This window comes from Photorhabdus sp. HUG-39, from assembly GCF_963878365.1.
Classification (GTDB): Bacteria; Pseudomonadota; Gammaproteobacteria; order Enterobacterales; family Enterobacteriaceae; genus Photorhabdus; species Photorhabdus kayaii.
The window spans coordinates 82,463-102,785 of sequence record NZ_CAWNWY010000016.1 but is presented as its reverse complement, the minus strand read 5'-3'; the positions used below and the strand labels follow the sequence as shown (position 1 = coordinate 102,785).

Sequence of the window (20,323 nt, the reverse complement as noted above, 5' to 3'; positions counted from 1 at the left end):
TTAATTAAAAAGTTAATAACCCAATTGTTGGGTTACGCTCCCCGTCTGGCAGGGAATCCCTATTGCTTAAACAGGGAATCTACACTTTGCAGCGTAGGACGCGGATTGTTAAAGAGCATGCGAGCTATACCGGCTCGCGCGGTCATTTATTTACTTACCTGGTTTGGAAACGGCTTAATTTCTTCGGCTTTTACTCTGCCGTCCGGGAGCTGAATAACGTAAATACTCCTGCCTGTACGCAGTGCTTTGCTTACGGCTGTTTGGTGACAACCGATCTCGTCCGCTGCCTTTGCTTGCCCTTTTTCAAGCACATATTCTGATAATGGGATTGTTCTCACTTTTATTTCTCCTTGTAACCCACAGATGAATAATACTAGCGGTATTATACAAATGCAATACCCGCGGTATTTTCAATTTAATAGCCACGGTATTAAAATTAGTGAATGAATAAGAAAAAATCGTTAACTCAAGAGCAGCTAGATGACTGCATGAGACTAAAATCAATTTTCGAATCTAAGAAAAAATCTTTAAATCTTAGTCAGCAGACTATTGCTGATGCTATGGACATATCACAAGGCGCTGTCGGTCACTATTTAAATGGCAGAAATGCTCTTAATGCAAGAGTTGCATCAACTTTTGCAAAAATATTGAATGTCTCTGTTTGTGATTTCAGCCCGTCCTTAGCTGCTGAAATCAGTGAATTATCAACACATGTTGTTGATAACAATGAAATAAAGGAGCCAGCAAAAACAGCGAGATACTTAACTCCTAAACAAAAAGAGCTGCTTGATGTCTATGACAGTCTGCCCGATGAAGAGGCTGAGCGGTTTTTGCGCGAGATGAAAGCCAGGAAAGCACATTTTGATAAAATTTTTGAAGAGATGCTTGCGAAGAGGGGCAGTAAAGCAGGTTAATGATATAAATTTCAATTGCAAATAGTAACATGCGAAATTGTTACGTTTGTCATATTTTTGATATACACAGCATCTCGCAGACTTCTGTTAGCCTTCCTTGGAGGGCTTTTTTGTACCCTCTTCTCACCAAACTAGCCTAATTCCCTCCCATCTAGAAAAATTTTCAAAATAAATTCATTTTAAAATCAAAGTGATATTAATTTATTGAAAATTTTAATACTGGCGGTATTGCATTTAATTAATACCGCCAGTATTATTAATCGCATCAAAGCACAGCGAACAGGCAAGGAAAGCCCACGAAGTAGCCGCTACCGGCGTATGAAAAGGTAGATGATTCGCAAGTGCTAAGACACAGACGCAACGAACAATAGAGGATAGTCACGATGAACGCATACCACAACAACGCATACAACAACGGCGTATACCACAACAACGCATACAACAACGGCGTATACCACAACGGCGCATACTACAGCTACACATACAACAACAAAGCATACTACAACAACACATACTACGACAACGCAACAATGTACGTAGATAAATTCACGGGTAAGCAATATCTCGTACAAAACCGCAACAGCGGAAGAGTTACACAGTATGCACCAAACGTACAGGTGTATCACGACTGGTCATGTGAAGATGGCGGCAAATTATGCACTACAGTTTTCAAAAGCCGCAAAGAACTAAATAGCTGGCTTCGCATGATGGGATTCAAGAACTAACTAAAAGGAAGTTCCGCTCTTTAACAATATGACGATTAATCGCTCTGAATAAGTGTTAGAGCAACCCCACGAGTAGGTTTTGGTGTGGAAGTCCACAACTAAAACTTACTGAGGAGGCAAAAAAATATGGCTACTTCAAACCGTCCTGTTCTCACTCTTAAGAGTCTGGCAGACAGCGAAATTAAACCAACTGTCACTGTTAAGCCCAAAAAAGACAATGCAAAGTCTCGTCGCCTGGCAAAACAAATGGCTTTTTGGGATAAAAAACGCGCTGAGTATGAAGCAAAACCCAGAAGTCGTTCAGTTGATGAAATTATCGATTCAATTATTAAGCCAGTCGATGAAACTGATGTCATTGCAAATCTGATTATTGCTTTAAAGAGTAATGATAAGCCGGAAATTACGGGTAGTCGCTGTTTGCAAGATGCTTGGCTTTATTCAGTTAGATAATATGAGGCATTAATTATGAAAAAATCATTTTATGTTGTCGCTGGGAAATATGTAGAGTACGAAGGCGAACAAACTGAGGATATCAAATTCGCTCATTCTTTCAACACAATGGAAGAAGCAGAGAAATGCGTTATTGAAAATGAATTAACAGTGTGCCAGATATGCCGAATTGAAGTTTATTTCAATTAACTAATTCCAGCTCATTTATAGATTGAGTGGGCTGTGGTGAGTTAATCATAGGAGAATAAAAGTGGAACTTGAAAAGTTATTAAGCGAAATACGTGATACAAGGAATGATATCAAACGTATAGAGCAGGTGATTCCTTACAAAGCGAATGAATTGTGTATATCTGTACTGGGTAATTTATGTGTTAACGCTCCAGCTGACAAAGAATTTCTCATTGATGCTCTAAATAGTAAAAAAATAGAGCTAACTGAGAGATTGAATAAATTAAATGAAGCAAAACAAATGTCTGAAAAAATAATTTCAGGACTGATTGCGTGAATTCATTTCGCCACGCTTGGGAAAATATGGATATATAGGCAGGGAAGCCAACTATCAATTAACTATAGGATTAAACAATGAACACAATCACATCACAAGAAGTTCAAGATATATTCACTGATAATGGCTTATATATCTCTTTTTCAGAATCTGAATCTACTGCCGAACATGCAAATAAAAACGCTGCCGCCAATCTTTGGGGAATAGATAGCGCTAAGCAATGGGTTGAATTTTGGATTGAAAGCGAACGTCAATAATATGAGTGCACTATCATGACAATAGCAGAACTAATTGAACTGCTAAAAGAACACTTCGAAGATTGGGAGAGCCGTGAACTAGAAATTCCAGATGAGTTTAACGGCGGATGGCTAACAGTTGAACCCGAAAATGTTGTTATCGAATCTGATAATAGATTTATTAGACTCGACTGTTGGATGAGCTATCCAGACGAATTAGAGGATTAAAAATGAAATCAAAAATGAAATTTTCAACTGAGTGTAAAGCTGAACAAGCTCGCTATTTATCAGAAGCTAAAATCTATCGTCGCGGTTCTGAAATGCGCAAAATGTATGTTTCTCTCGCGTGGAGAAATAGAAATAACGCGCGGCAATGGATTAACTTTTAATTAACTGGCAGGGATGCTAATTATTAACGGAGAAATTAATGAGTAAATTAAACAGTGAAGAAAAAATATGGCTTAATAAATTGCAAAAAGTTTTAGATGAATGTCCGTCGGAAAGACTTGGATTTTATACAATTGGAGATAATGACTTATCTGTTTATGATTTAACAAAGACTAAAGAGATAAATGAACTTCAACATAAAACTAATCTTGACTACCCGGTTTGCATTGAAGAAGTCGGGGCTGAATTTAACTATTATTTGACTTTTCCGGCAAAAGTTGAAGGAATGTCGGGGTAATAACACTTAATGAGGACTAAACAATGTCAGATAAAAATGAATTGATTGTTATCGATATAAAACCAGAACAGGCCCCGGCTCTGTATATCTCAAACGGGCTTGACGGATTTTTAAATAAAATTCGAGAATCAGTAAATGAAGTTCCAGATTTAACAACAAAAAAAGGTCGTGACAGAATCGCGTCATTAGCTGCACAGGTTTCACGTAGCAAAACAGCAATAGAAAAACCGGGTCGCGAGTATCTTAAGCGACTCAAAGAAGCTGTAAGACCAGCAGAGCAAGAAATTAAGCGCTTTGTTGATGCATGCAATGAGCTACGTGATGAAGTTCGTAAGCCTTTGACTGACTGGGAAGCAGAACAAGAGCGTATTAAGCGCGAAGAAGATGCTCGAATAGCAGCTGCGGAACTTGCAAAACAAGTTGAAGTCGATCATGAAATCGCTCTGTTAATGAATGAAAAATTCGATAGAGATTTGGCAGAAAAGAAAGCCGAACATGAACGTCTTCGTATTGCTCGCGAGGAAGAAATTAAGCAGCAGGCAGCAGAGCAGGCTCGTATCGATGCTGAGCGTAAAGCGTTGGCAGAAATCGAAGCCGCAGCACGACGAGAAGCTGAAGCCAAGGCGGCAGCGGAGCGTGCAGAACGTGAAAAATTTGAAGCCCTAGAGCGTGCTGAGCGTGAAAAACAAGCTGCAATTGATGCTGAGCGGCGCAAAGCAGAAGCCGCTGAACGGTCCCGTCTTGCTGAAATTCAGCGTCAGAAAGATGAAGAAATTCGTCGTATGGCTGACATTGAACATCGTAAACGTATTAACAATGAATCTCTGCAAGGGTTAATAAAATACGGAATTCCAGAAAAGTACGCGAAGAATTGCATCAAAGTTATCGCTTCTGGAAATATGACTCACTTAAAAATAATCTATTAATTATGAAAATAAACAAACATATTTTTGATGTGGCTCAATCAGGAGCTAATATGGCAATAAACACAAACAGCCCGCTAATATGGCTTATGTCTATGTATTGCTTAAGATTAAGTTATGCGTATGATTAAAGAATGGCTCTTTGCTATGTTATTTCCCGCTTGTTTAATTCTCTTCTCGACATTAATTCTAATTTTTTTGAGGTAATTATGCTTATAGTCAACTGTGACTCATTTAAAGTCAATCACACTAGCAAAGTAAATGAAATCGAAATAACCGGAAATGTTGTTATACGTGGAAATTCCGAGGAAGTACTTAATTCAACTAATCTTTGTTTCAACGAAGTAAAAGAGTATTTCAAAAATAAGGGTTACAAAATCGAGGCTTTGTAAAATGAACTCTCATCAACATCAGGAAAAAAGCAAAGAAACGGAATTCTATAAAAAAATCGGCTATTCAGATAAAGAAATTATCGAGCACATGGAGATTGAATATAAGCGCTCTATCCAAGGATTGGATATGAATATGCCGATTAGCTTTATTGAACTTAACGGCGACTTTACTTAATTACAGGAAACAAAATGAATATTTATATTGATATTGAAACAATCCCATCTCAGAGCGAATCAGTTAAAAAATCTTTTCTCGATAATGTGAAAGCACCGGGTAACTTTAAAAAACAAGAAAGTATTGACGAATGGCTTGCTGAGAACAGAGAAAGAGTTGCGGAAGAGGACTGGCGAAAAACTAGCTTCGACGGCGGGTTCGGTCAAATTTGCTGTGTCAGTGTAGCAATTAACAATGAGCCTGTTGTGACGTTTTTTGATGAGAACTGGGAAAATTCAGAATCTGCAATTATTACTGACTTATTTCATTATCTCGAAAGCAATTACGACCCGTCGCGCGGGATACCCCCGGTCTTCATTGGTCACAATATAGCTGGCTTTGATTTGAGATTTATGTTTCAACGCGCTGTTGTACTCGGCATTAGCCCTCCAAGATTTATCCCATTCGGAGCGAGACCTTGGGATAAACAAGTGTTCGATACAATGACAGCTTGGGCCGGGCACGGCGACAGAGTGTCGCTTGATAAGTTATGCCATGTTCTTAGCTTGCCGCAGAAAGGCTCTGAAACGGGCGAGGATATTGACGGTAGTAAAGTATGGGATTTTGTCCGGGACGGGAAAATCTCAACAGTCGCTAAATATTGCGAAGGTGATGTTGAGCGAGTCAGGACTATTCACAAGAGAATGACATTTCAGACCGTCAGTTAGGCGGTTTTTTATCGGAGATAATAATGAAATTTGCAAAAGCAATGAGAAAACAGGCCAAACTGCGGCTGGCCTTAACGGGGCCGAGCGGTTCGGGTAAAACATACGGAGCATTAACAATCGCAAAAGGACTTGGCGGCACAACAGCTGTTATTGATACTGAGAAAGGAAGTGCATCGCTGTACTCTGATCGATTCAACTTTGATGTTCTGGAATTAAGTCCGCCATTTACCCCGGAGCGATTTATTGAAGCAATCGGCGCTGCACAGGATGCCGGCTACAATAATCTGATAATCGACAGTATTACACATGAATGGAGTGGCACTGGAGGCTGTCTTGAAATGCTGGATAGTCTTGCGAAAGCCAAATATCGCGGAAACACTTGGTCAGCATGGAGCGACATCACCCCGCGCCACAATAAATTTCTCGACTCTATTCTTCGTTCAGATATGAATATTATCGCAACAATGCGCAGTAAAACAGAAACAGCCCAGGTTGATAATGGCAATGGGAAAAAACGGGTTGATAAGCTGGGTATGAAATCAGAGCAGCGCGACGGGGTTGAATATGAATTCACTACAGTTCTAGATTTGAATCATGGGACTCATACAGCAACAGCAAGCAAGGACAGAACCGGGCTATTCAGTAATGCCGATTTCACTGTTATTGATGAAAATACGGGTAAGCGGTTAATGGATTGGCTAAATGATGGAAGAAGTAAAGCTGAGATAGACCTGGCTCACTTCACTGATTTTGCAAGTAAAGCGGAAAATATGAAGGAGCTCAAGGCCGCATTCGCCGAAGCTTATAAGTCACTCAGGGATACACCGGAGCAAATAAAAGCTCAAGAAGCCTATGAGCTGAAAAAATCAGAACTTGAGCAAAATGAGGCGGCATAAATGGCAATCAATATAATCACAGTTAGTGGAAATTTGGGTAGGGACTGTGAGCAAAGATGGACTCCGGCAGGGAAGCCGATCGCCTCTTTTTCTCTACCAGTTAAACAAGGCTATGGGGAGCACGAAAAGACATCATGGGTAGTCTGCAAGATGTTTGGGGCTAAGGCTGAAAAGCTGCCCCAGTACTTAACTAAAGGGATCAAGGTCGTAGTGACGGGTGAATTTCTCATGGAAGAATGGACGGCGCAGGACGGAACCAAGCGATCAGCGGCGGTAATTATTGTCGAAAAATTGGATTTTGGCGGCAATGTGCAGGGGCAGCAGCAGCCACAACAGCAATATTCAGGGCAACAACAATCTCAATTTTGGGGAGCACCACAGCAGCCACAACCACAGCAACAATCTCAGCAGTTCAGCGGTGGTGGCGCTCCTTCGCGTCCAGCTCAATCCTCCGCTCCACAAAGCAATGAGCCACCAATAGATTTTGATGACGACATTCCGTTTTAGAGTTCATCTAAGACAATAAATGTAAGGATAGTTATGATATATGGTGAAAAATTTAAAGGCGATCCGTGCCCGCGAGGGCACACGCTAAGATACGTTTCAAATGGTAGCTGTACTGAATGCCAAAGACATAAAGATAAAAAGAGAAAAAAGGAAAAAAGAGAAGTCGAGAAAAAAGAAAAGTTAGACGATTTTACTCATAGTGTATTTATTCTCGGAAATCCTGAAAGATGTAAAAATCAATCAATTTAAGTGAGGTGATTTATGGCTGTGAAGTTAGAAATTTTTATCTCGTTTAATGAAGACTTAAATAAGCATCATGTTGAATATTCCACTGCATTTACTTCATGTAGTACGCATGAAGAGCGACAGATTCTTACGGAGTTGAGAACTAAATTATTGTCTGAGATGGATAATCAATATGTAGGAAATTATATTAATTAAACAGAGGGGTTTTATATGAAAAGAACACCCTGGAACCCTGACACAAGAGCTATTCAGCGGGTTAAAGACCCATTACCAATTCCCACAGCATGTCACTACTGTAATGGACATGTAACAATAGCTCATCATGAAAAGATATTTGGCAAAATCCACAGTAAATGGCCGTGGCTATATATCTGCACATCGTGTAGCGCGTATGTGGGCATGCACCCGTTTACAGATATTCCGCTCGGCACATTGGCAGATAAAGCAACTCGGAACGCTCGACTAAGTAGCAAGCGTTATTTTGAAGAAATCTGGCAGTCGGGGAAATTAACGCGTACGGATGCGTATAAATGGCTAGCAAGAAAATTGGGAATTAATAAATGTGAATGCCACTTTGGATGGTTCGATATTGACACTTGTCATCGAGCTAAAGAAATTTGTGAAAATATGATTGTTAAAAAGAGGTAATTATCATGACTAAAAATACAGAATCTTTAATATCCGCATGTCACGAATTAGCAAGAGTAGCAAGTTGTGACGATTATTTAATTTTGAATGAGATTGCTGATAAATTGAAGTTTCTTCGTAAAGAACGCGATAGCTATAAAGAAATGTTTTATGACTCTTGCAAGGGTCTTGCTGCTATAGCTAATGCGGCCGGTATTAAAGCAGAAAATGATTCAGGTTCGCTCGGACAAGTAATAGAAAAAATTGAATCAATGCTTAATATTGACTGGAATTTTACAGGACATCCTAAAATTAATATTGGTGAAGAGAAAAAATATTGGGCTTATGTTAAACGAACTGTGAAAAAAGATTATTATCTTTACAACGAAGAAACAAATAAATACGAACTTGTTTGTGACCCTGTTAAACATCATTTTTATGTTTCAACGTTAATTTATGTTAATAAACCAACTCCAACAGGAAAACATGAATATGAATGGCACGACGATTTACCTGACTGGGCAATATCAGACGATCACTACGATTGGATAAATATAGTCGGTTGGGCAAGAGAATATTCACATCCTGATTATTCAGATTGGATTGATTTATTGGAAGAAAATGAAAAAATATTGGCTTGGGCTGAATTTATTAAGCCTGACGCGCCGGAGATAAATAATGAATGATTATCTCTGTCACTATTTCTATTTCATATGGAAACGAATGTTCAAGCGATACATGATAAATACTCTCGTGTATCGCGGAGCTAGTTTATCAGAAGCAAAAGAAGCGGCTGAGTGCGAAATCGAATCATATTCTAGAAAAGATGGAGACTGGAAATATATTCATCCGCACGATGCAGCGAAAGAGGCTTTATCTTGTTGGAGCGATTAGATATGAACGATGACGAATGTAATTGCATTGCCGGCATGATCGGCACTCGGAAAATATCAACAGCTGAATGGGAAGAAGAAACAAGCAAGTTCGATAAAATAATTGATAAATTCAATATTGACACTAAGCGCAAAGAAGTTCCTCATCCCGGAATTGTGTATTATTTTCGTTATTGTCCAGATTGCGGCAGAAAATTATGAATAATTGGAGTGAGCATGGAAATAAGATTAGATAAATATGTCATCACATCAGATGAGTATCAGTTCATTCTTAATGAGATTAAAATAAACAAAGAAGGTAAAAACATCGGTCAAGAGAGATTGCAAACAATCGGCTATTATCCCCGTCTAGAGCAATTAATTAAGAAATTAATTTTATTAGAAATTCGTCGTAGCGACATTAAATCACTGCAAGATATGAGTGATAAAATAAATCAAGTTGCAACAGAAATTTCATTGAAAATAAAGTGACTCAATCTTAAATTACTATGTGAGATTTAGTTTGATGAAATATGAACTTATTTATGCCGACCCACCGTGGCAGTACAATAATAAAGCTTCAAACGGTGCGGCGGACAATCACTATAAGACAACATCTTTCTTCGATTTAACTAAACTCCCCATTCATTCTATAGCGGCCGACAACTCAGTTCTAGCAATGTGGTATACGGGTAATTTTGTAGTGGAGGCAATTAAATTAGCCGAAGCTTGGGGATTCAAAGTTAAAACAATGAAGCTCTTCACATGGGTGAAATTAAATAAATTAGCTGGCGATCGGATAGATAAAAACGGAGTTCAAGATTTCTTTGATTTCATGGAGATATTAAACAAAGAAACGGCGATCGGAATGGGTAACTACACGCGGGCAAATACAGAGGATGTATTGCTCGCGGTTCGCGGAAACGGACTTGAACGGATTAGTGCGGCAGTGAAGCAAGTGGTTTTCTCTTGCACAGGAGAGCATTCACAAAAGCCGTGGGAGGTCAGAAACAGACTTGAACAACTATATGGAAATGTCACACGCATTGAACTATTCGCAAGAGAAGAAATTCAGGGATGGCATACATGGGGGAATGAGTCCCCAATTAATAACATTGAATTTATACAGGAAATAAAATCACATGAAACTTATTAAATCACTACCGATAGAAACAAAGACCGTCGATTATTTCGGCATTCAATTAACAGTTCTGAGATTTATAAAGTATCTAGCCGCAGACAAAGACGGAATTATATATGCATATCTCAAAGAGCCGAGATCAAACGATGGATTATGGCTTGAATCTTCTAGCGCGACATTTGATTATTTTTCTATGCCAGTCGCGATTGTTGATTTAAAAGATATCGACTGGAAAGATACATTAGTTAATGTGTGATATGGATAAATTACGTGCAGAGTTTGAACAATGGATGATAGATAAATATGTGATGCGTGCTGAAGAATTGATATGGCAAAACGAACGTAATTGTTATGCAATATTTTCAGTTCATCTTGCATATAATGCATGGAAAGCAGCAAGTGAAAAATATGGGAATAAAGTAGCTCAAAATGAGCCACGATAACTGGGCCCTTGAGAACGGACGCCGCAAAATAGCAAGGGAATGCTTACGTGAGCTAACTGCTCTTAACAAATACGACGATAAAACAGTCACAGCAATACTCGATAAATATACACCGCAGTTTAAATTAATTATGTCTGAGCATCAGAAGAAAAAAGCCAGTCCGAAAAACTGGCTTTCTCAGTATGTTCGGGATATTGGAAAGGAATGTAAGAATGGATAGATACCCTCTGACATTTAACGAAGCGTGCGACTTTGTTGGTGTATCACCGCCGACATTAAGAAACTGGATTAGAACCGGCAGGCTGGTGGCAGCAAGAAAAGACCCATCAAAACCACAATCACCATATCTCATCACTCGACAAAATTGTATTGCTGCACTAAACAATCCGATCAACACTATAAAAGTGAGCGCGGTTGACGCTAAGGAAGGTAACAAATGTCAATATTCCGCAGAAACAAGACCTGGTACGCCGACATCACGATCCCAGGCGGCAAGAGAATTAAGCAATCTCTTGGCACAGAGGACAAGCGGCAAGCGCAGGAATTGCATGACAAACTGAGAGCTGATTTATGGAGGGTAGATAAACTCGGTGATTATCCTGATGTCACGTTTGAAGAAGCTTGTGTCCGATGGATAGAGGAAAAAGCCGATAAGAAGTCCATAGATAAAGATAAGAGCATGATAGAGTTTTGGTTAATCCACTTCTCTGGGATGATCATAAAAAATATCACAGCTGAAAAGATATATTCCGCAGTAGCAAAAATGGAGAATCGAAAACATCTGGAAAATTGGCAATCAAAGTGTGAAGCAAATAAAAGAAAGGGTAAAGATATCCCCTCTTACACACCAAAGCCAGCGGCAAAGGCCACAAAAGGGTTGCACCTGGCGCTCATAAAATCGCTACTCAGGGCAGCAGAGAGAGAGTGGAAATGGATAGATAGAGCACCAATAATCAAAACCAGTCAGCCGAAGAATGGACGAATACGATGGATCGAACATCACGAAGCCAAAAGACTTATAGAAGAATGCCATGAGCCATTAAAATCCGTCGTTAAGTTTGCATTAACGACGGGATTGAGAAGGTCAAATATCATCAACTTGGAATGGCAGCAAATCGATATGCAACGAAAAGTAGCTTGGATATACCCTGAAGATAGTAAATCAGGAAAGGCTATCGGAGTGGCTTTAAATGATACAGCGTGCCAAGTGCTGCGTAACCAGATAGGGAATCATCACAAATGGGTGTTCGTGCACAAAAAATCTGCAATTAGAAATGATGGAACGATGACACCAGCAGTTAGAAAGATGCGGGTTGATGATAACACGGCGTGGAATTCAGCACTGAAACGAGCCGGTATAGAGAATTTCAGATTCCACGACTTGCGACACACGTGGGCTAGCTGGCTTGTGCAATCAGGAGTTCCATTGTCAATTCTGCAAGAAATGGGAGGATGGGAGAGTATAGAAATGGTAAGGCGCTATGCTCATTTAGCGCCTAATCATTTAACCGAACACGCAAGGCAAATAGATGTGATTTTTGACAGCCACGTCCCATCTACGTCCCAGGTGATTATATCAGGTCAAGCAAACAGTATATAACTTGTTGAAAAATCTGGTGGCCCCTACTGGACTTGAACCAGTGACCAAGCGATTATGAGTCGCCTGCTCTGACCAACTGAGCTAAGGGGCCGTTGAATGGGAAGGATTATACGTACAGTTTTGCTCGCGGTCTAGCTTTGTAAATTCGTATGATCATTTTATGTGCAAAATTGCGTTTTTAGTAAGTAGTGAAAACGGGGAGTGATATATATTAGTTGTTTTTATGGTCTATTTAACGTTTTTATCCGTTACTGGATTAATTTCTCAGAAGCGATTTTGTACCATCTGGTCATATATTATTCCGATAAAAATATATTTTATAAGTTATTATTTGAATGATAATCATATCCCTTTCATTCTTCCTTAATCACCAGATGGAAAACGACTTTTTTATCTATCGGCTAGAAAGAATGTTGATTGAGTTATATCAGAGGAACCTGTGATGATATTTCTGCTGTCAGAGGATTTATACCCTATATATTTCAAGATACATCGCGACGGCAAGGGAGCGAATCCCCGGGAGCATAGCTAACTATGTGACCGGGGTGAGTGAGTGCAGCCAACAAAGAGGCAACTTGAAAGATGACGGGTATAGAGTATTGCCGATATAAAAGACAAAAGCGTCTGCCGGAGCAGACGCTTTTTAGTCAGAATGAATAAAATTGATTATTCATCAAGGAAGCTACGTAGAACCTCAGAACGGCTTGGATGACGTAGTTTACGTAGTGCTTTCGCCTCGATCTGGCGAATACGTTCACGGGTAACGTCAAACTGTTTACCGACTTCTTCCAATGTATGGTCAGTATTCATATCAATACCGAAACGCATACGCAGTACTTTTGCTTCACGAGCGGTCAGACCAGCCAAGACATCGTGGGTTGCTGAGCGCAGGCTTTCTGAGGTTGCAGAATCCAGCGGCAGTTCCAGCGTTGTATCTTCAATGAAATCACCTAAATGTGAATCTTCATCATCACCAATTGGTGTTTCCATTGAAATAGGTTCTTTGGCAATTTTTAGTACCTTACGGATCTTGTCTTCCGGCATCAACATACGTTCTGCCAGCTCTTCCGGCGTTGGTTCACGCCCCATTTCCTGCAACATTTGGCGGGAAATACGATTGAGTTTGTTGATTGTCTCAATCATATGAACGGGTATACGAATGGTACGAGCTTGGTCGGCAATTGAGCGTGTAATTGCCTGACGGATCCACCATGTGGCGTAAGTTGAGAACTTGTAACCACGACGATATTCAAATTTATCAACCGCTTTCATCAAGCCAATGTTGCCTTCTTGGATCAGATCCAAGAATTGCAGGCCACGGTTGGTATATTTTTTGGCAATTGAAATAACCAAACGTAAGTTGGCTTCAACCATCTCTTTTTTCGCTCGGCGGGCTTTTGCTTCACCGATGGACATACGACGGTTGATGTCTTTCACCTGTTCAATGGTTAAACCGGTTTCTTCCTCAATTTGACGAAGTTTTTGCAAGCTACGCTGTACTTCTTCTTCCACCTCAAGGAGTTTTTCAGACCACGGTTTATTCATTGCTTTTGCAGCAGTAAACCAAATGTTGCTGGTTTCATTACCGGAGAACAAAGTGATGAAGTTCTTCTTCGGCATTTTGCACTGTTCAACACACATTCTCATGATCTGGCGTTCTTGAAGGCGAACGCGATCCATCATAGAACGCATGTTGTTGACCAGATAGTCAAACTGCTTTGGCACCAGACGGAACTGTTTGAAAACTTCTGAAAGTTTTAAGATTTCGGCCGCAGTATTTGGATGATTGCGGCCGTTTTCCTTAATTTCCTGACGGGTGATGTCATACTGTTGTCGCAGTTCTTGAAATTTCTGGCGCGCTAATTCTGGATCGATGCTGTTGTCATCATCACCATCGTCATCACTGTCTTCATTATCGTCGTCTTCATCATCATCGAGCTCTTCCTGTGGAAGTTCAGAACCAACGTGGGTGGCAGTAGGTGCAACTTCTTCTTCTGCGTTCGGGTCAACGAAACCAGTGATGAGATCTGACAGGCGAGCCTCACCTGCTTCCACACGGTCATATTGCTCCAGTAAGTAGGTGATTGCTTCAGGGTATTCAGCAACGGAACACTGTACCTGATTGATGCCATCTTCAATGCGTTTAGCAATGTCAATTTCACCTTCCCGGGTCAATAACTCAACGGTACCCATTTCACGCATGTACATACGTACCGGGTCGGTGGTGCGACCGATTTCAGATTCAACACTAGACAGTACTTGCGCAGCAGCTTCCACAGCGTCTTCATCTGTGTCGTTAGCGGTTTCTGCTAGCATCAGATCATCGGCATCAGGTGCTTCTTCCATTACCTGAATGCCCATGTCATTGATCATCTGGATGATATCTTCGATCTGATCGGAATCGACGATATCTTCCGGCAGATGGTCATTGACCTCAGCATAGGTCAGATAGCCTTGCTCCTTACCACGGGTGACAAGTAGCTTTAGCTGTGACTGCGGGTTTTGCTCCATAAGACGGTATCCACACTTCAGAGTATTTGGGTTGGTGTCGGTCGGCGAAACTAATCTGCCAACAATAACTTTTAAGGGCGTTTTCGTTATATTGCCGCTGCCCACTTATAGCGGCAAAATGTAGGGTTATTTCCCTACCTAATGCGGCATTTAAGCCGTGAATTCAGTGTTTACTTTCTGGCACGGGATTCATTAATCAAGCGAACTTCTTCGCGCTCTTCCGGTGTCAGGCCTTCAGTTCTTGCTCTGGCGATAAGAATGTCTAAACGTTCTTCTAACGCTGAGTCAACAAGATGATCCAGCGCGTCACGAAATGTATTTTCTGCTATTTCTTCTACTTGTATATCGTTCCATGTAGCTAATTTTTCAAGTTGTTTACTAAATTTATTATCACGATATTGCTCTAGCAGTTGTCCAGTTGTCAGCCCTGGCTGAGTAAGACAAACCTCCACAAGCTCCATGAATAATGGTAAGCCTGCAATTTTGGCCTGCATAATTCCCTGTAGGGGAGGAACTAAAGCGGCTAAGTGTGGGTTTTGTACCAACAGTCCTATAAGTATACGCATAGTTGTCGGTTTTAGCTGCGGCATCTGATAATTATTCCCACTTTCCAGGTGCTGCGGCAATAAACGTTCCAACTGCACTGCATCAGGGATACCCATCATATTGCCAAGTTCTTGTCTCATATAGAGACGCAGAACCTCCCCCGGAATCTGGTTGATCAATGGTACGGAAAGTGAACTGAGTTTTGTTTTCCCTTCAGGATTACTCAAATCAACTTGTGGCAGTAATGATTCGAACAGAAATTCAGACAATGTATGAGATTGTTCCATTCTTTGTTCAAATGCTTTCCGGCCTTCCTTACGGATTAGTGAATCAGGATCTTCACCATCAGGCAAAAACATAAAACGTAACTGCCTACCATCATTCAGATAAGGGAGCGCTGTTTCCAATGCCCGCCATGCTGCATCACGCCCGGCTCTGTCACCATCGTAACAACAGATGACGTTATCAGTAGCGCGGAAAAGTAATTGAATATGTTCCGATGTAGTCGAAGTACCTAGTGAGGCAACTGCATAATCGATACCAAACTGCGCCAGTGCTACCACATCCATATAACCTTCAACTACTAATAATCGTGAAAGGTCACTGTGATTTTGTTGTGCTTCATAGAGGCCATATAGCTGGCGGCCTTTATGGAAAATTTCAGTCTCTGGTGAGTTGAGATATTTTGGGAGCGCATCTCCCAGAACACGTCCACCAAATGCAATTACGCGCCCTCTACGGTCACGGATTGGAAACATTATTCGTTCGCGGAAGCGATCATAGGTACGGCCATTATCATTTGCGACCAGCATTCCAGCGTCATTTAACTGTCGACGATCTTCCGCGTTATGAGCAAACCGCTTCAAGGTGTTGTCCCAACCAGCGGGAGCGAAACCAATTGAGAAGCGGTGGATAATTTCTTCACTAAGCCCACGCTGAGCCAGATATTGCCGGGCTTGTTGTGCAGCAGGAGTGTTTAATACATTTTGATAGAAGCTGTTAAGCTTATCCATCAGTTGATAAAGGTTTTGTCTTTGATGACGTTCTATCTGACTGCTACTGGAACCTGCTTCATAAGGGACTTCCAGACCATGCATAGCAGCTAATTCTTCGATGGATTCGACAAACTCAAGTCTATCGTAATTCATCAGAAAATCGATGGCGTTGCCGTGAGCTCCGCAACCAAAGCAATGATAAAACTGTTTATCGCCATTAACAGTAAACGAGGGTGTCTTTTCGTTATGAAATGGACAGCACGCGTGGTGATTTTTACCCTGTTTTTTAAGTGGCACACGAACATCGATCAGATCGATGATATCGGTACGAGCTAATAAATCATTGATAAATGCGCGCGGAATTCGTCCAGCCATAAGCCCTTTTACGCCTGTTGATGAACGACAATAAGCCGCGCTCCCTTTCGGAAAGCACGGCCTTTATCTGCAACTACTGTTGTCTGCAAATTCAATCACTATGCGGATCAACCGCAAGGATTAGTACAGACGAGTGCGGCGTGCGTTTTCACGAGCCAGCTTTTTAGCGTGACGTTTTACAGCAGAAGCTTTAGCGCGTTTACGCTCAGTCGTTGGTTTTTCATAGAATTCACGACGGCGAACTTCTGCTAATACACCTGCTTTTTCGCAGGAACGCTTAAAGCGACGCAATGCTACGTCGAATGGCTCGTTTTCACGTACTTTAATTACCGGCATGTGCCTCTCACCTCAATAGAAATCGGTCTTGCTGGCGTGGGATGCCAGCCATCTTAAAATGGTGCGGAATTTTACTTCAATGAACACGGCTTTGTAAAGCGCCACAGCAAATTGAAACAACAACACTACGACGGTGATCTGCAAATCAGTTCCGTAATATTGATGATAACCACACAGGGATTTTATGTAGAGGAGTGATTATAGACTAAGCAGAAAAAATAGTCAGCATGTAAGCCGCGCAAATTAGCTTATTAATGATAAACTGGTTCTCTTCTGTGGAATATAGGTAGTGTAATGCGAGTTTTAGGTATAGAAACGTCCTGCGATGAAACCGGAATCGCAATTTATGACGACAAAGCCGGTTTATTGGCAAATCAATTATACAGTCAGATTAAACTGCATGCCGATTACGGTGGTGTCGTGCCTGAATTGGCTTCACGTGACCATATCCGCAAAACAGTGCCCTTAATTCAAGCTGCTTTGAAAGAGGCAGGATTAACTTGTAAAGATATTGATGCGGTGGCTTATACAGCAGGTCCTGGTCTGGTCGGTGCGTTATTGGTGGGTGCGACGATTGGCCGTTCTCTGGCGTTTGCTTGGGATGTTCCTGCGATTCCTGTTCATCATATGGAAGGGCATTTACTAGCTCCAATGCTGGAAGATAACAGCCCTGAATTCCCGTTTGTGGCTTTGCTGGTGTCTGGTGGTCATACACAGCTTATTAGTGTGACGGGTATCGGTAAATATGAGCTACTTGGTGAATCAATAGATGATGCCGCTGGTGAAGCATTTGATAAAACAGCTAAGTTACTGGGATTGGATTATCCAGGAGGGCCGATACTCTCCAGAATGGCTCAGAAAGGAGAAGCTGGGCGTTTTGTATTTCCTCGCCCAATGACAGATCGTCCTGGGTTGGATTTCAGTTTTTCAGGATTAAAAACTTTTGCGTCTAATACTATTCATAGCAACAGCGATGATGAGCAAACTAGAGCGGATATTGCCCGCGCTTTTGAAGACGCGGTAGTTGATACATTAGCGATTAAATGTAAAAGAGCGCTTGAGCAGACCGGGTTCAAGCGACTAGTGATGGCTGGTGGTGTCAGCGCCAACAGAGCATTGCGTATTAAAATGGAAGAAGTCATGGCAAAATTGGGTGGCGAAGTATTTTATGCGCGTCCTGAATTCTGTACAGATAACGGCGCCATGATTGCGCTTGCCGGCATGGTCCGCCTAAAAGGAGAGGTGAATGACTCACTTGGCGTGACAGTCAAAGCCCGCTGGCCATTGTCGGAATTACCTCCATTATAAATCTTCTTGATATAATGAAAATAAAAGACCAGTAACTCAATGAGTTGCTGGTTTTTATCCAGTCTTGTTGTTAATCTTCTTTTCTTTGTTCTTTTTCTGTTCGGTTTTTTTCTTTTTCGGCCATCTCTTTTTTCTTTTTTAGCTTGTTCCAGAGACGATTTTCTTGGCCGCGCCACAGACGCTGGATATTATCATGGTGACGTAGTAACACCAGACAGCAGAGCATGGCTACGGGGAAAGTAAATTCGGGTTTAAACCACCAGACATAGAATGGTGCTATCAAGGCACTGACGATGGCCCCTAAAGAAGAATAGCCGCTCAATAATATGGTCAGTAGCCAAGTACCCATCATCAAACCTGTCAGATCCCAACCAATTGCCGCAATAGCACCAAAAGCAGTTGCGACACCCTTACCGCCTTTAAATTGGAAAAAGATCGGGTAAATATGGCCGAGACAAGCAGCGATTGCTGTAATTCCTAAATAGAAAGGGGGAACATAGAATTGATAAGCCAACCAGACGGGGATCATCCCTTTTAGAACATCACAAATTAGTACTATTGCCGCAGTACTGCGGCCACCAATTCGCAATACATTTGTCGCGCCTGGGTTGCCTGAGCCATGTTGACGAGGATCAGGTAGCCCAGCCAGGCGACAAATAAGTATTGCGCTGGAAATTGAACCGCAAAGATACGCGAAGATGATCATGCCAAGCGCGATAGCACTCATAATGTCTCCCCAATAATAATGGTCGTTTTCTTAGACTAGTCATGGATAATACGCATATTTAGTCGGAAGTGGTATCCGACAAGTTGAAAAACAGGAAAATGACGTGATGGATATCGTGTTTATTGAGGAGTTAGTCGTTGTTACCACAATTGGTGTTTACGACTGGGAACAGACCATTAAACAGAAGTTAGTGTTCGATATCGAAATGGGATGGGATAATAAACGCGCATCTTCCAGTGATAATGTCGAATATTGTCTGGATTATGCCAAAGTTAGCGAAGCGATTATCAGTCATGTAGAAAATCAGAATTTTGCTCTGGTTGAAAGAGTGGCTGAAGAGGTAGCGGATCTACTGTTAAAACGCTTTAATTCGCCGTGGGTACGGATAAAAGTGAGTAAACCGGGTGCTGTCGCACAGGCTTGTCAAGTGGGTGTTATTATTGAAAGAAAAAAATAATCTGATCAGTAGTGAATTCAGCTGCCATATTATTGTCATTGTTCTTACATAGACTGGCGTGCAGTAGTGCCAGGCTTGATAATCATGTTAATTGATTAATGACAATGGGAATAATGGTAGCTGGGGTTATTCCATGCTACTTGTTTCGGGTATTTATTAATGGGCGACCTCTCTATATGACTGACCTTTCTACCTTGTTTCATGCAGCGGTTCTTGGTGTTGTTGAAGGGCTAACTGAATTTCTTCCTGTTTCCTCTACCGGCCATATGATCATTGTTGGCCATCTGTTGGGATTTACTGGCGATAAAGCTGAAACATTTGAAGTTATTATCCAACTTGGATCTATCCTTGCTGTGGTAGTCGTGTTTTGGCGTCGCTTGTTTGGACTCATTGGCATCCACTTTGGTGAAGTTCCTCATGAAGGTAAAACCAATGGCAAACTGAAACTGAGCCATATTATTTTGGCAATGCTACCTGCGGTGACACTTGGGTTGGTGTTCCACGATGTCATCAAATCACTGTTTAACCCACAAAGCGTGATGTACGCCTTGGTTATTGGTGGTGGGTTGCTAATTACAGCAGAAATCTTGAAACCTAAAACACCAAAAGCAGAAGGGCTGGATGATATTACTTATCGTCAGGCTTTTATGATTGGCTGTTTTCAGTGTCTGGCTTTATGGCCGGGATTTTCCCGTTCAGGTGCGACAATTTCTGGTGGAATGCTGATGGGGGTTAATCGTTATACTGCATCAGAATTCTCGTTTATTTTGGCTGTACCGATGATGATGGGAGCAAGTGGATTAGATTTATATAAGAGCCTGCACTTTTTGAGTGCTTCTGATATCCCAATGTTTGTTGTTGGTTTTGTTACTGCATTTGTTGTCGCGTTAGTCGCCATTAAAACTTTTCTGGCATTGATTAAGCGTATATCTTTTATCCCATTTGCTATCTACCGCTTTATTGTGGCAGCCGCTGTGTACTGGGTATTTATGTAGTGAATGGTTCCCCCTGATATCAATTTAAC

At 41.3% G+C, this 20,323-nt stretch carries 33 protein-coding genes, 1 tRNA gene and 1 pseudogene; 29 read left to right on the top strand and 6 right to left on the bottom strand.

Translation table 11 applies throughout. The features are described from left to right. Positions 1-146: 146 nt before the first annotated feature. A complete protein-coding gene (locus tag AAC155_RS12470; protein WP_113042467.1) occupies positions 147-338 on the bottom strand; it encodes a Cro/CI family transcriptional regulator in 192 nt (63 codons plus the stop codon). Between the two features lie 105 nt (positions 339-443). On the opposite strand from AAC155_RS12470, the pseudogene AAC155_RS12465 reads away from it, so the two are divergent. From AAC155_RS12465 to AAC155_RS12340, 26 genes and pseudogenes are all read left to right on the top strand, one after another. Beyond that, a pseudogene (locus AAC155_RS12465) lies at positions 444-701 on the top strand (helix-turn-helix domain-containing protein); the annotation flags it as partial. Between the two features lie 596 nt (positions 702-1,297). After that, positions 1,298-1,639 (top strand): hypothetical protein, encoded by a 342-nt coding sequence (locus tag AAC155_RS12460; protein WP_228900535.1) that lies wholly within the window; start codon positions 1,298-1,300, stop codon positions 1,637-1,639. Between the two features lie 126 nt (positions 1,640-1,765). Beyond that, positions 1,766-2,089 carry a hypothetical protein gene (locus AAC155_RS12455; RefSeq protein WP_113042463.1) on the top strand — a complete coding sequence of 108 codons (324 nt, stop codon included), beginning with the start codon at positions 1,766-1,768 and terminating at the stop codon, positions 2,087-2,089. Positions 2,090-2,104: 15 nt separating this feature from the next. Further along, on the top strand, positions 2,105-2,278 hold the full coding sequence (locus tag AAC155_RS12450; RefSeq protein WP_158536562.1) for a hypothetical protein: 174 nt from the start codon (positions 2,105-2,107) through the stop codon (positions 2,276-2,278). A 61-nt stretch (positions 2,279-2,339) separates the two neighbouring features. Beyond that, a complete protein-coding gene (locus tag AAC155_RS12445) occupies positions 2,340-2,594 on the top strand; it encodes a hypothetical protein (RefSeq protein WP_113042461.1) in 255 nt (84 codons plus the stop codon). A 77-nt stretch (positions 2,595-2,671) separates the two neighbouring features. Then, positions 2,672-2,851, top strand: a complete 180-nt coding sequence (locus tag AAC155_RS12440; protein ID WP_113042459.1) for a hypothetical protein — start codon at positions 2,672-2,674, stop codon at positions 2,849-2,851. Positions 2,852-2,866: 15 nt separating this feature from the next. Further along, entirely contained in the window at positions 2,867-3,058 is a 192-nt protein-coding gene (locus tag AAC155_RS12435; RefSeq protein ID WP_113042457.1) for a hypothetical protein, read from the top strand. Between the two features lie 2 nt (positions 3,059-3,060). Then, on the top strand, positions 3,061-3,219 hold the full coding sequence (locus AAC155_RS12430; RefSeq protein ID WP_158536561.1) for a hypothetical protein: 159 nt from the start codon (positions 3,061-3,063) through the stop codon (positions 3,217-3,219). A 38-nt stretch (positions 3,220-3,257) separates the two neighbouring features. Continuing rightward, the gene (locus AAC155_RS12425) at positions 3,258-3,515 is read left to right on the top strand and encodes a hypothetical protein (RefSeq protein WP_113042455.1); all 258 of its coding nucleotides are present in this window, start codon (positions 3,258-3,260) and stop codon (positions 3,513-3,515) included. 23 nt (positions 3,516-3,538) lie between these two features. Next, positions 3,539-4,441 carry a hypothetical protein gene (locus tag AAC155_RS12420; RefSeq protein WP_113042453.1) on the top strand — a complete coding sequence of 301 codons (903 nt, stop codon included), beginning with the start codon at positions 3,539-3,541 and terminating at the stop codon, positions 4,439-4,441. Between the two features lie 390 nt (positions 4,442-4,831). Beyond that, entirely contained in the window at positions 4,832-5,005 is a 174-nt protein-coding gene (locus AAC155_RS12415; protein WP_158536560.1) for a hypothetical protein, read from the top strand. Positions 5,006-5,019: 14 nt separating this feature from the next. After that, positions 5,020-5,712 (top strand): hypothetical protein, encoded by a 693-nt coding sequence (locus AAC155_RS12410; protein ID WP_113042449.1) that lies wholly within the window; start codon positions 5,020-5,022, stop codon positions 5,710-5,712. A gap of 23 nt (positions 5,713-5,735) precedes the next feature. Beyond that, positions 5,736-6,608, top strand: a complete 873-nt coding sequence (locus AAC155_RS12405; protein WP_113042447.1) for an ATP-binding protein — start codon at positions 5,736-5,738, stop codon at positions 6,606-6,608. Then, positions 6,609-7,115, top strand: a complete 507-nt coding sequence (gene ssb, locus AAC155_RS12400; protein WP_113042445.1) for a single-stranded DNA-binding protein — start codon at positions 6,609-6,611, stop codon at positions 7,113-7,115. A gap of 33 nt (positions 7,116-7,148) precedes the next feature. Then, a complete protein-coding gene (locus tag AAC155_RS12395) occupies positions 7,149-7,364 on the top strand; it encodes a hypothetical protein (protein WP_113042443.1) in 216 nt (71 codons plus the stop codon). Between the two features lie 207 nt (positions 7,365-7,571). Beyond that, complete coding sequence (locus tag AAC155_RS12390; protein ID WP_113042439.1) at positions 7,572-8,009, top strand: zinc-finger-containing protein; 438 nt, start codon at positions 7,572-7,574, stop codon at positions 8,007-8,009. Between the two features lie 5 nt (positions 8,010-8,014). Continuing rightward, positions 8,015-8,674 carry a hypothetical protein gene (locus tag AAC155_RS12385; protein ID WP_113042436.1) on the top strand — a complete coding sequence of 220 codons (660 nt, stop codon included), beginning with the start codon at positions 8,015-8,017 and terminating at the stop codon, positions 8,672-8,674. Continuing rightward, positions 8,667-8,882, top strand: a complete 216-nt coding sequence (locus AAC155_RS12380; RefSeq protein WP_113042432.1) for a hypothetical protein — start codon at positions 8,667-8,669, stop codon at positions 8,880-8,882. The genes AAC155_RS12385 and AAC155_RS12380 overlap by 8 nt, the downstream gene beginning before the upstream one ends. 2 nt (positions 8,883-8,884) lie before the next feature. After that, on the top strand, positions 8,885-9,082 hold the full coding sequence (locus AAC155_RS12375; RefSeq protein ID WP_113042430.1) for a hypothetical protein: 198 nt from the start codon (positions 8,885-8,887) through the stop codon (positions 9,080-9,082). Positions 9,083-9,097: 15 nt separating this feature from the next. Next, complete coding sequence (locus AAC155_RS12370) at positions 9,098-9,352, top strand: DUF5405 family protein (RefSeq protein WP_040154023.1); 255 nt, start codon at positions 9,098-9,100, stop codon at positions 9,350-9,352. Between the two features lie 34 nt (positions 9,353-9,386). Beyond that, on the top strand, positions 9,387-10,016 hold the full coding sequence (locus AAC155_RS12365) for an MT-A70 family methyltransferase (protein ID WP_191214852.1): 630 nt from the start codon (positions 9,387-9,389) through the stop codon (positions 10,014-10,016). Beyond that, the gene (locus tag AAC155_RS12360; RefSeq protein WP_113042426.1) at positions 10,003-10,257 is read left to right on the top strand and encodes a hypothetical protein; all 255 of its coding nucleotides are present in this window, start codon (positions 10,003-10,005) and stop codon (positions 10,255-10,257) included. Before AAC155_RS12365 ends, AAC155_RS12360 begins: the two co-directional genes overlap by 14 nt. A gap of 1 nt (position 10,258) precedes the next feature. Further along, on the top strand, positions 10,259-10,444 hold the full coding sequence (locus AAC155_RS12355) for a hypothetical protein (protein WP_146748097.1): 186 nt from the start codon (positions 10,259-10,261) through the stop codon (positions 10,442-10,444). After that, a complete protein-coding gene (locus tag AAC155_RS12350) occupies positions 10,431-10,664 on the top strand; it encodes a hypothetical protein (RefSeq protein WP_146748096.1) in 234 nt (77 codons plus the stop codon). The genes AAC155_RS12355 and AAC155_RS12350 overlap by 14 nt, the downstream gene beginning before the upstream one ends. Next, positions 10,657-11,004 carry a helix-turn-helix domain-containing protein gene (locus tag AAC155_RS12345; protein ID WP_158536559.1) on the top strand — a complete coding sequence of 116 codons (348 nt, stop codon included), beginning with the start codon at positions 10,657-10,659 and terminating at the stop codon, positions 11,002-11,004. The genes AAC155_RS12350 and AAC155_RS12345 overlap by 8 nt, the downstream gene beginning before the upstream one ends. Then, positions 10,887-12,044: a site-specific integrase gene (locus tag AAC155_RS12340; protein ID WP_229015596.1), complete on the top strand. Its 1,158-nt coding sequence runs from the start codon at positions 10,887-10,889 to the stop codon at positions 12,042-12,044. The genes AAC155_RS12345 and AAC155_RS12340 overlap by 118 nt, the downstream gene beginning before the upstream one ends. Positions 12,045-12,058: 14 nt before the next feature. Here the strand turns inward: AAC155_RS12340 and AAC155_RS12335 are convergent. From AAC155_RS12335 to rpsU, 4 genes are all read right to left on the bottom strand, one after another. After that, positions 12,059-12,135, bottom strand: a tRNA-Ile gene (locus AAC155_RS12335). Between the two features lie 575 nt (positions 12,136-12,710). Next, the gene (gene rpoD, locus AAC155_RS12330; RefSeq protein ID WP_113042419.1) at positions 12,711-14,555 is read right to left on the bottom strand and encodes an RNA polymerase sigma factor RpoD; all 1,845 of its coding nucleotides are present in this window, start codon (positions 14,553-14,555) and stop codon (positions 12,711-12,713) included. Positions 14,556-14,725: 170 nt separating this feature from the next. Continuing rightward, positions 14,726-16,471, bottom strand: coding sequence for a DNA primase (gene dnaG / locus AAC155_RS12325; protein WP_112895530.1), 1,746 nt, complete (start codon positions 16,469-16,471; stop codon positions 14,726-14,728). 120 nt (positions 16,472-16,591) lie between these two features. Further along, the gene (rpsU, locus tag AAC155_RS12320) at positions 16,592-16,807 is read right to left on the bottom strand and encodes a 30S ribosomal protein S21 (RefSeq protein WP_001144069.1); all 216 of its coding nucleotides are present in this window, start codon (positions 16,805-16,807) and stop codon (positions 16,592-16,594) included. Between the two features lie 294 nt (positions 16,808-17,101). On the opposite strand from rpsU, the gene tsaD reads away from it, so the two are divergent. Next, entirely contained in the window at positions 17,102-18,115 is a 1,014-nt protein-coding gene (gene tsaD / locus AAC155_RS12315; RefSeq protein ID WP_113042417.1) for a tRNA (adenosine(37)-N6)-threonylcarbamoyltransferase complex transferase subunit TsaD, read from the top strand. Between the two features lie 70 nt (positions 18,116-18,185). On the opposite strand, the gene plsY is transcribed toward tsaD, so the two are convergent. Next, complete coding sequence (plsY, locus tag AAC155_RS12310) at positions 18,186-18,842, bottom strand: glycerol-3-phosphate 1-O-acyltransferase PlsY (RefSeq protein ID WP_113042415.1); 657 nt, start codon at positions 18,840-18,842, stop codon at positions 18,186-18,188. 106 nt (positions 18,843-18,948) lie between these two features. Between plsY and folB the strand changes: the two genes are divergently transcribed. Both folB and bacA read left to right on the top strand, forming a co-directional pair. After that, positions 18,949-19,299: a bifunctional dihydroneopterin aldolase/7,8-dihydroneopterin epimerase gene (gene folB, locus AAC155_RS12305; protein ID WP_113042414.1), complete on the top strand. Its 351-nt coding sequence runs from the start codon at positions 18,949-18,951 to the stop codon at positions 19,297-19,299. A gap of 176 nt (positions 19,300-19,475) precedes the next feature. After that, a complete protein-coding gene (bacA, locus tag AAC155_RS12300; RefSeq protein ID WP_113042477.1) occupies positions 19,476-20,294 on the top strand; it encodes an undecaprenyl-diphosphate phosphatase in 819 nt (272 codons plus the stop codon). Positions 20,295-20,323 lie beyond the last annotated feature (29 nt).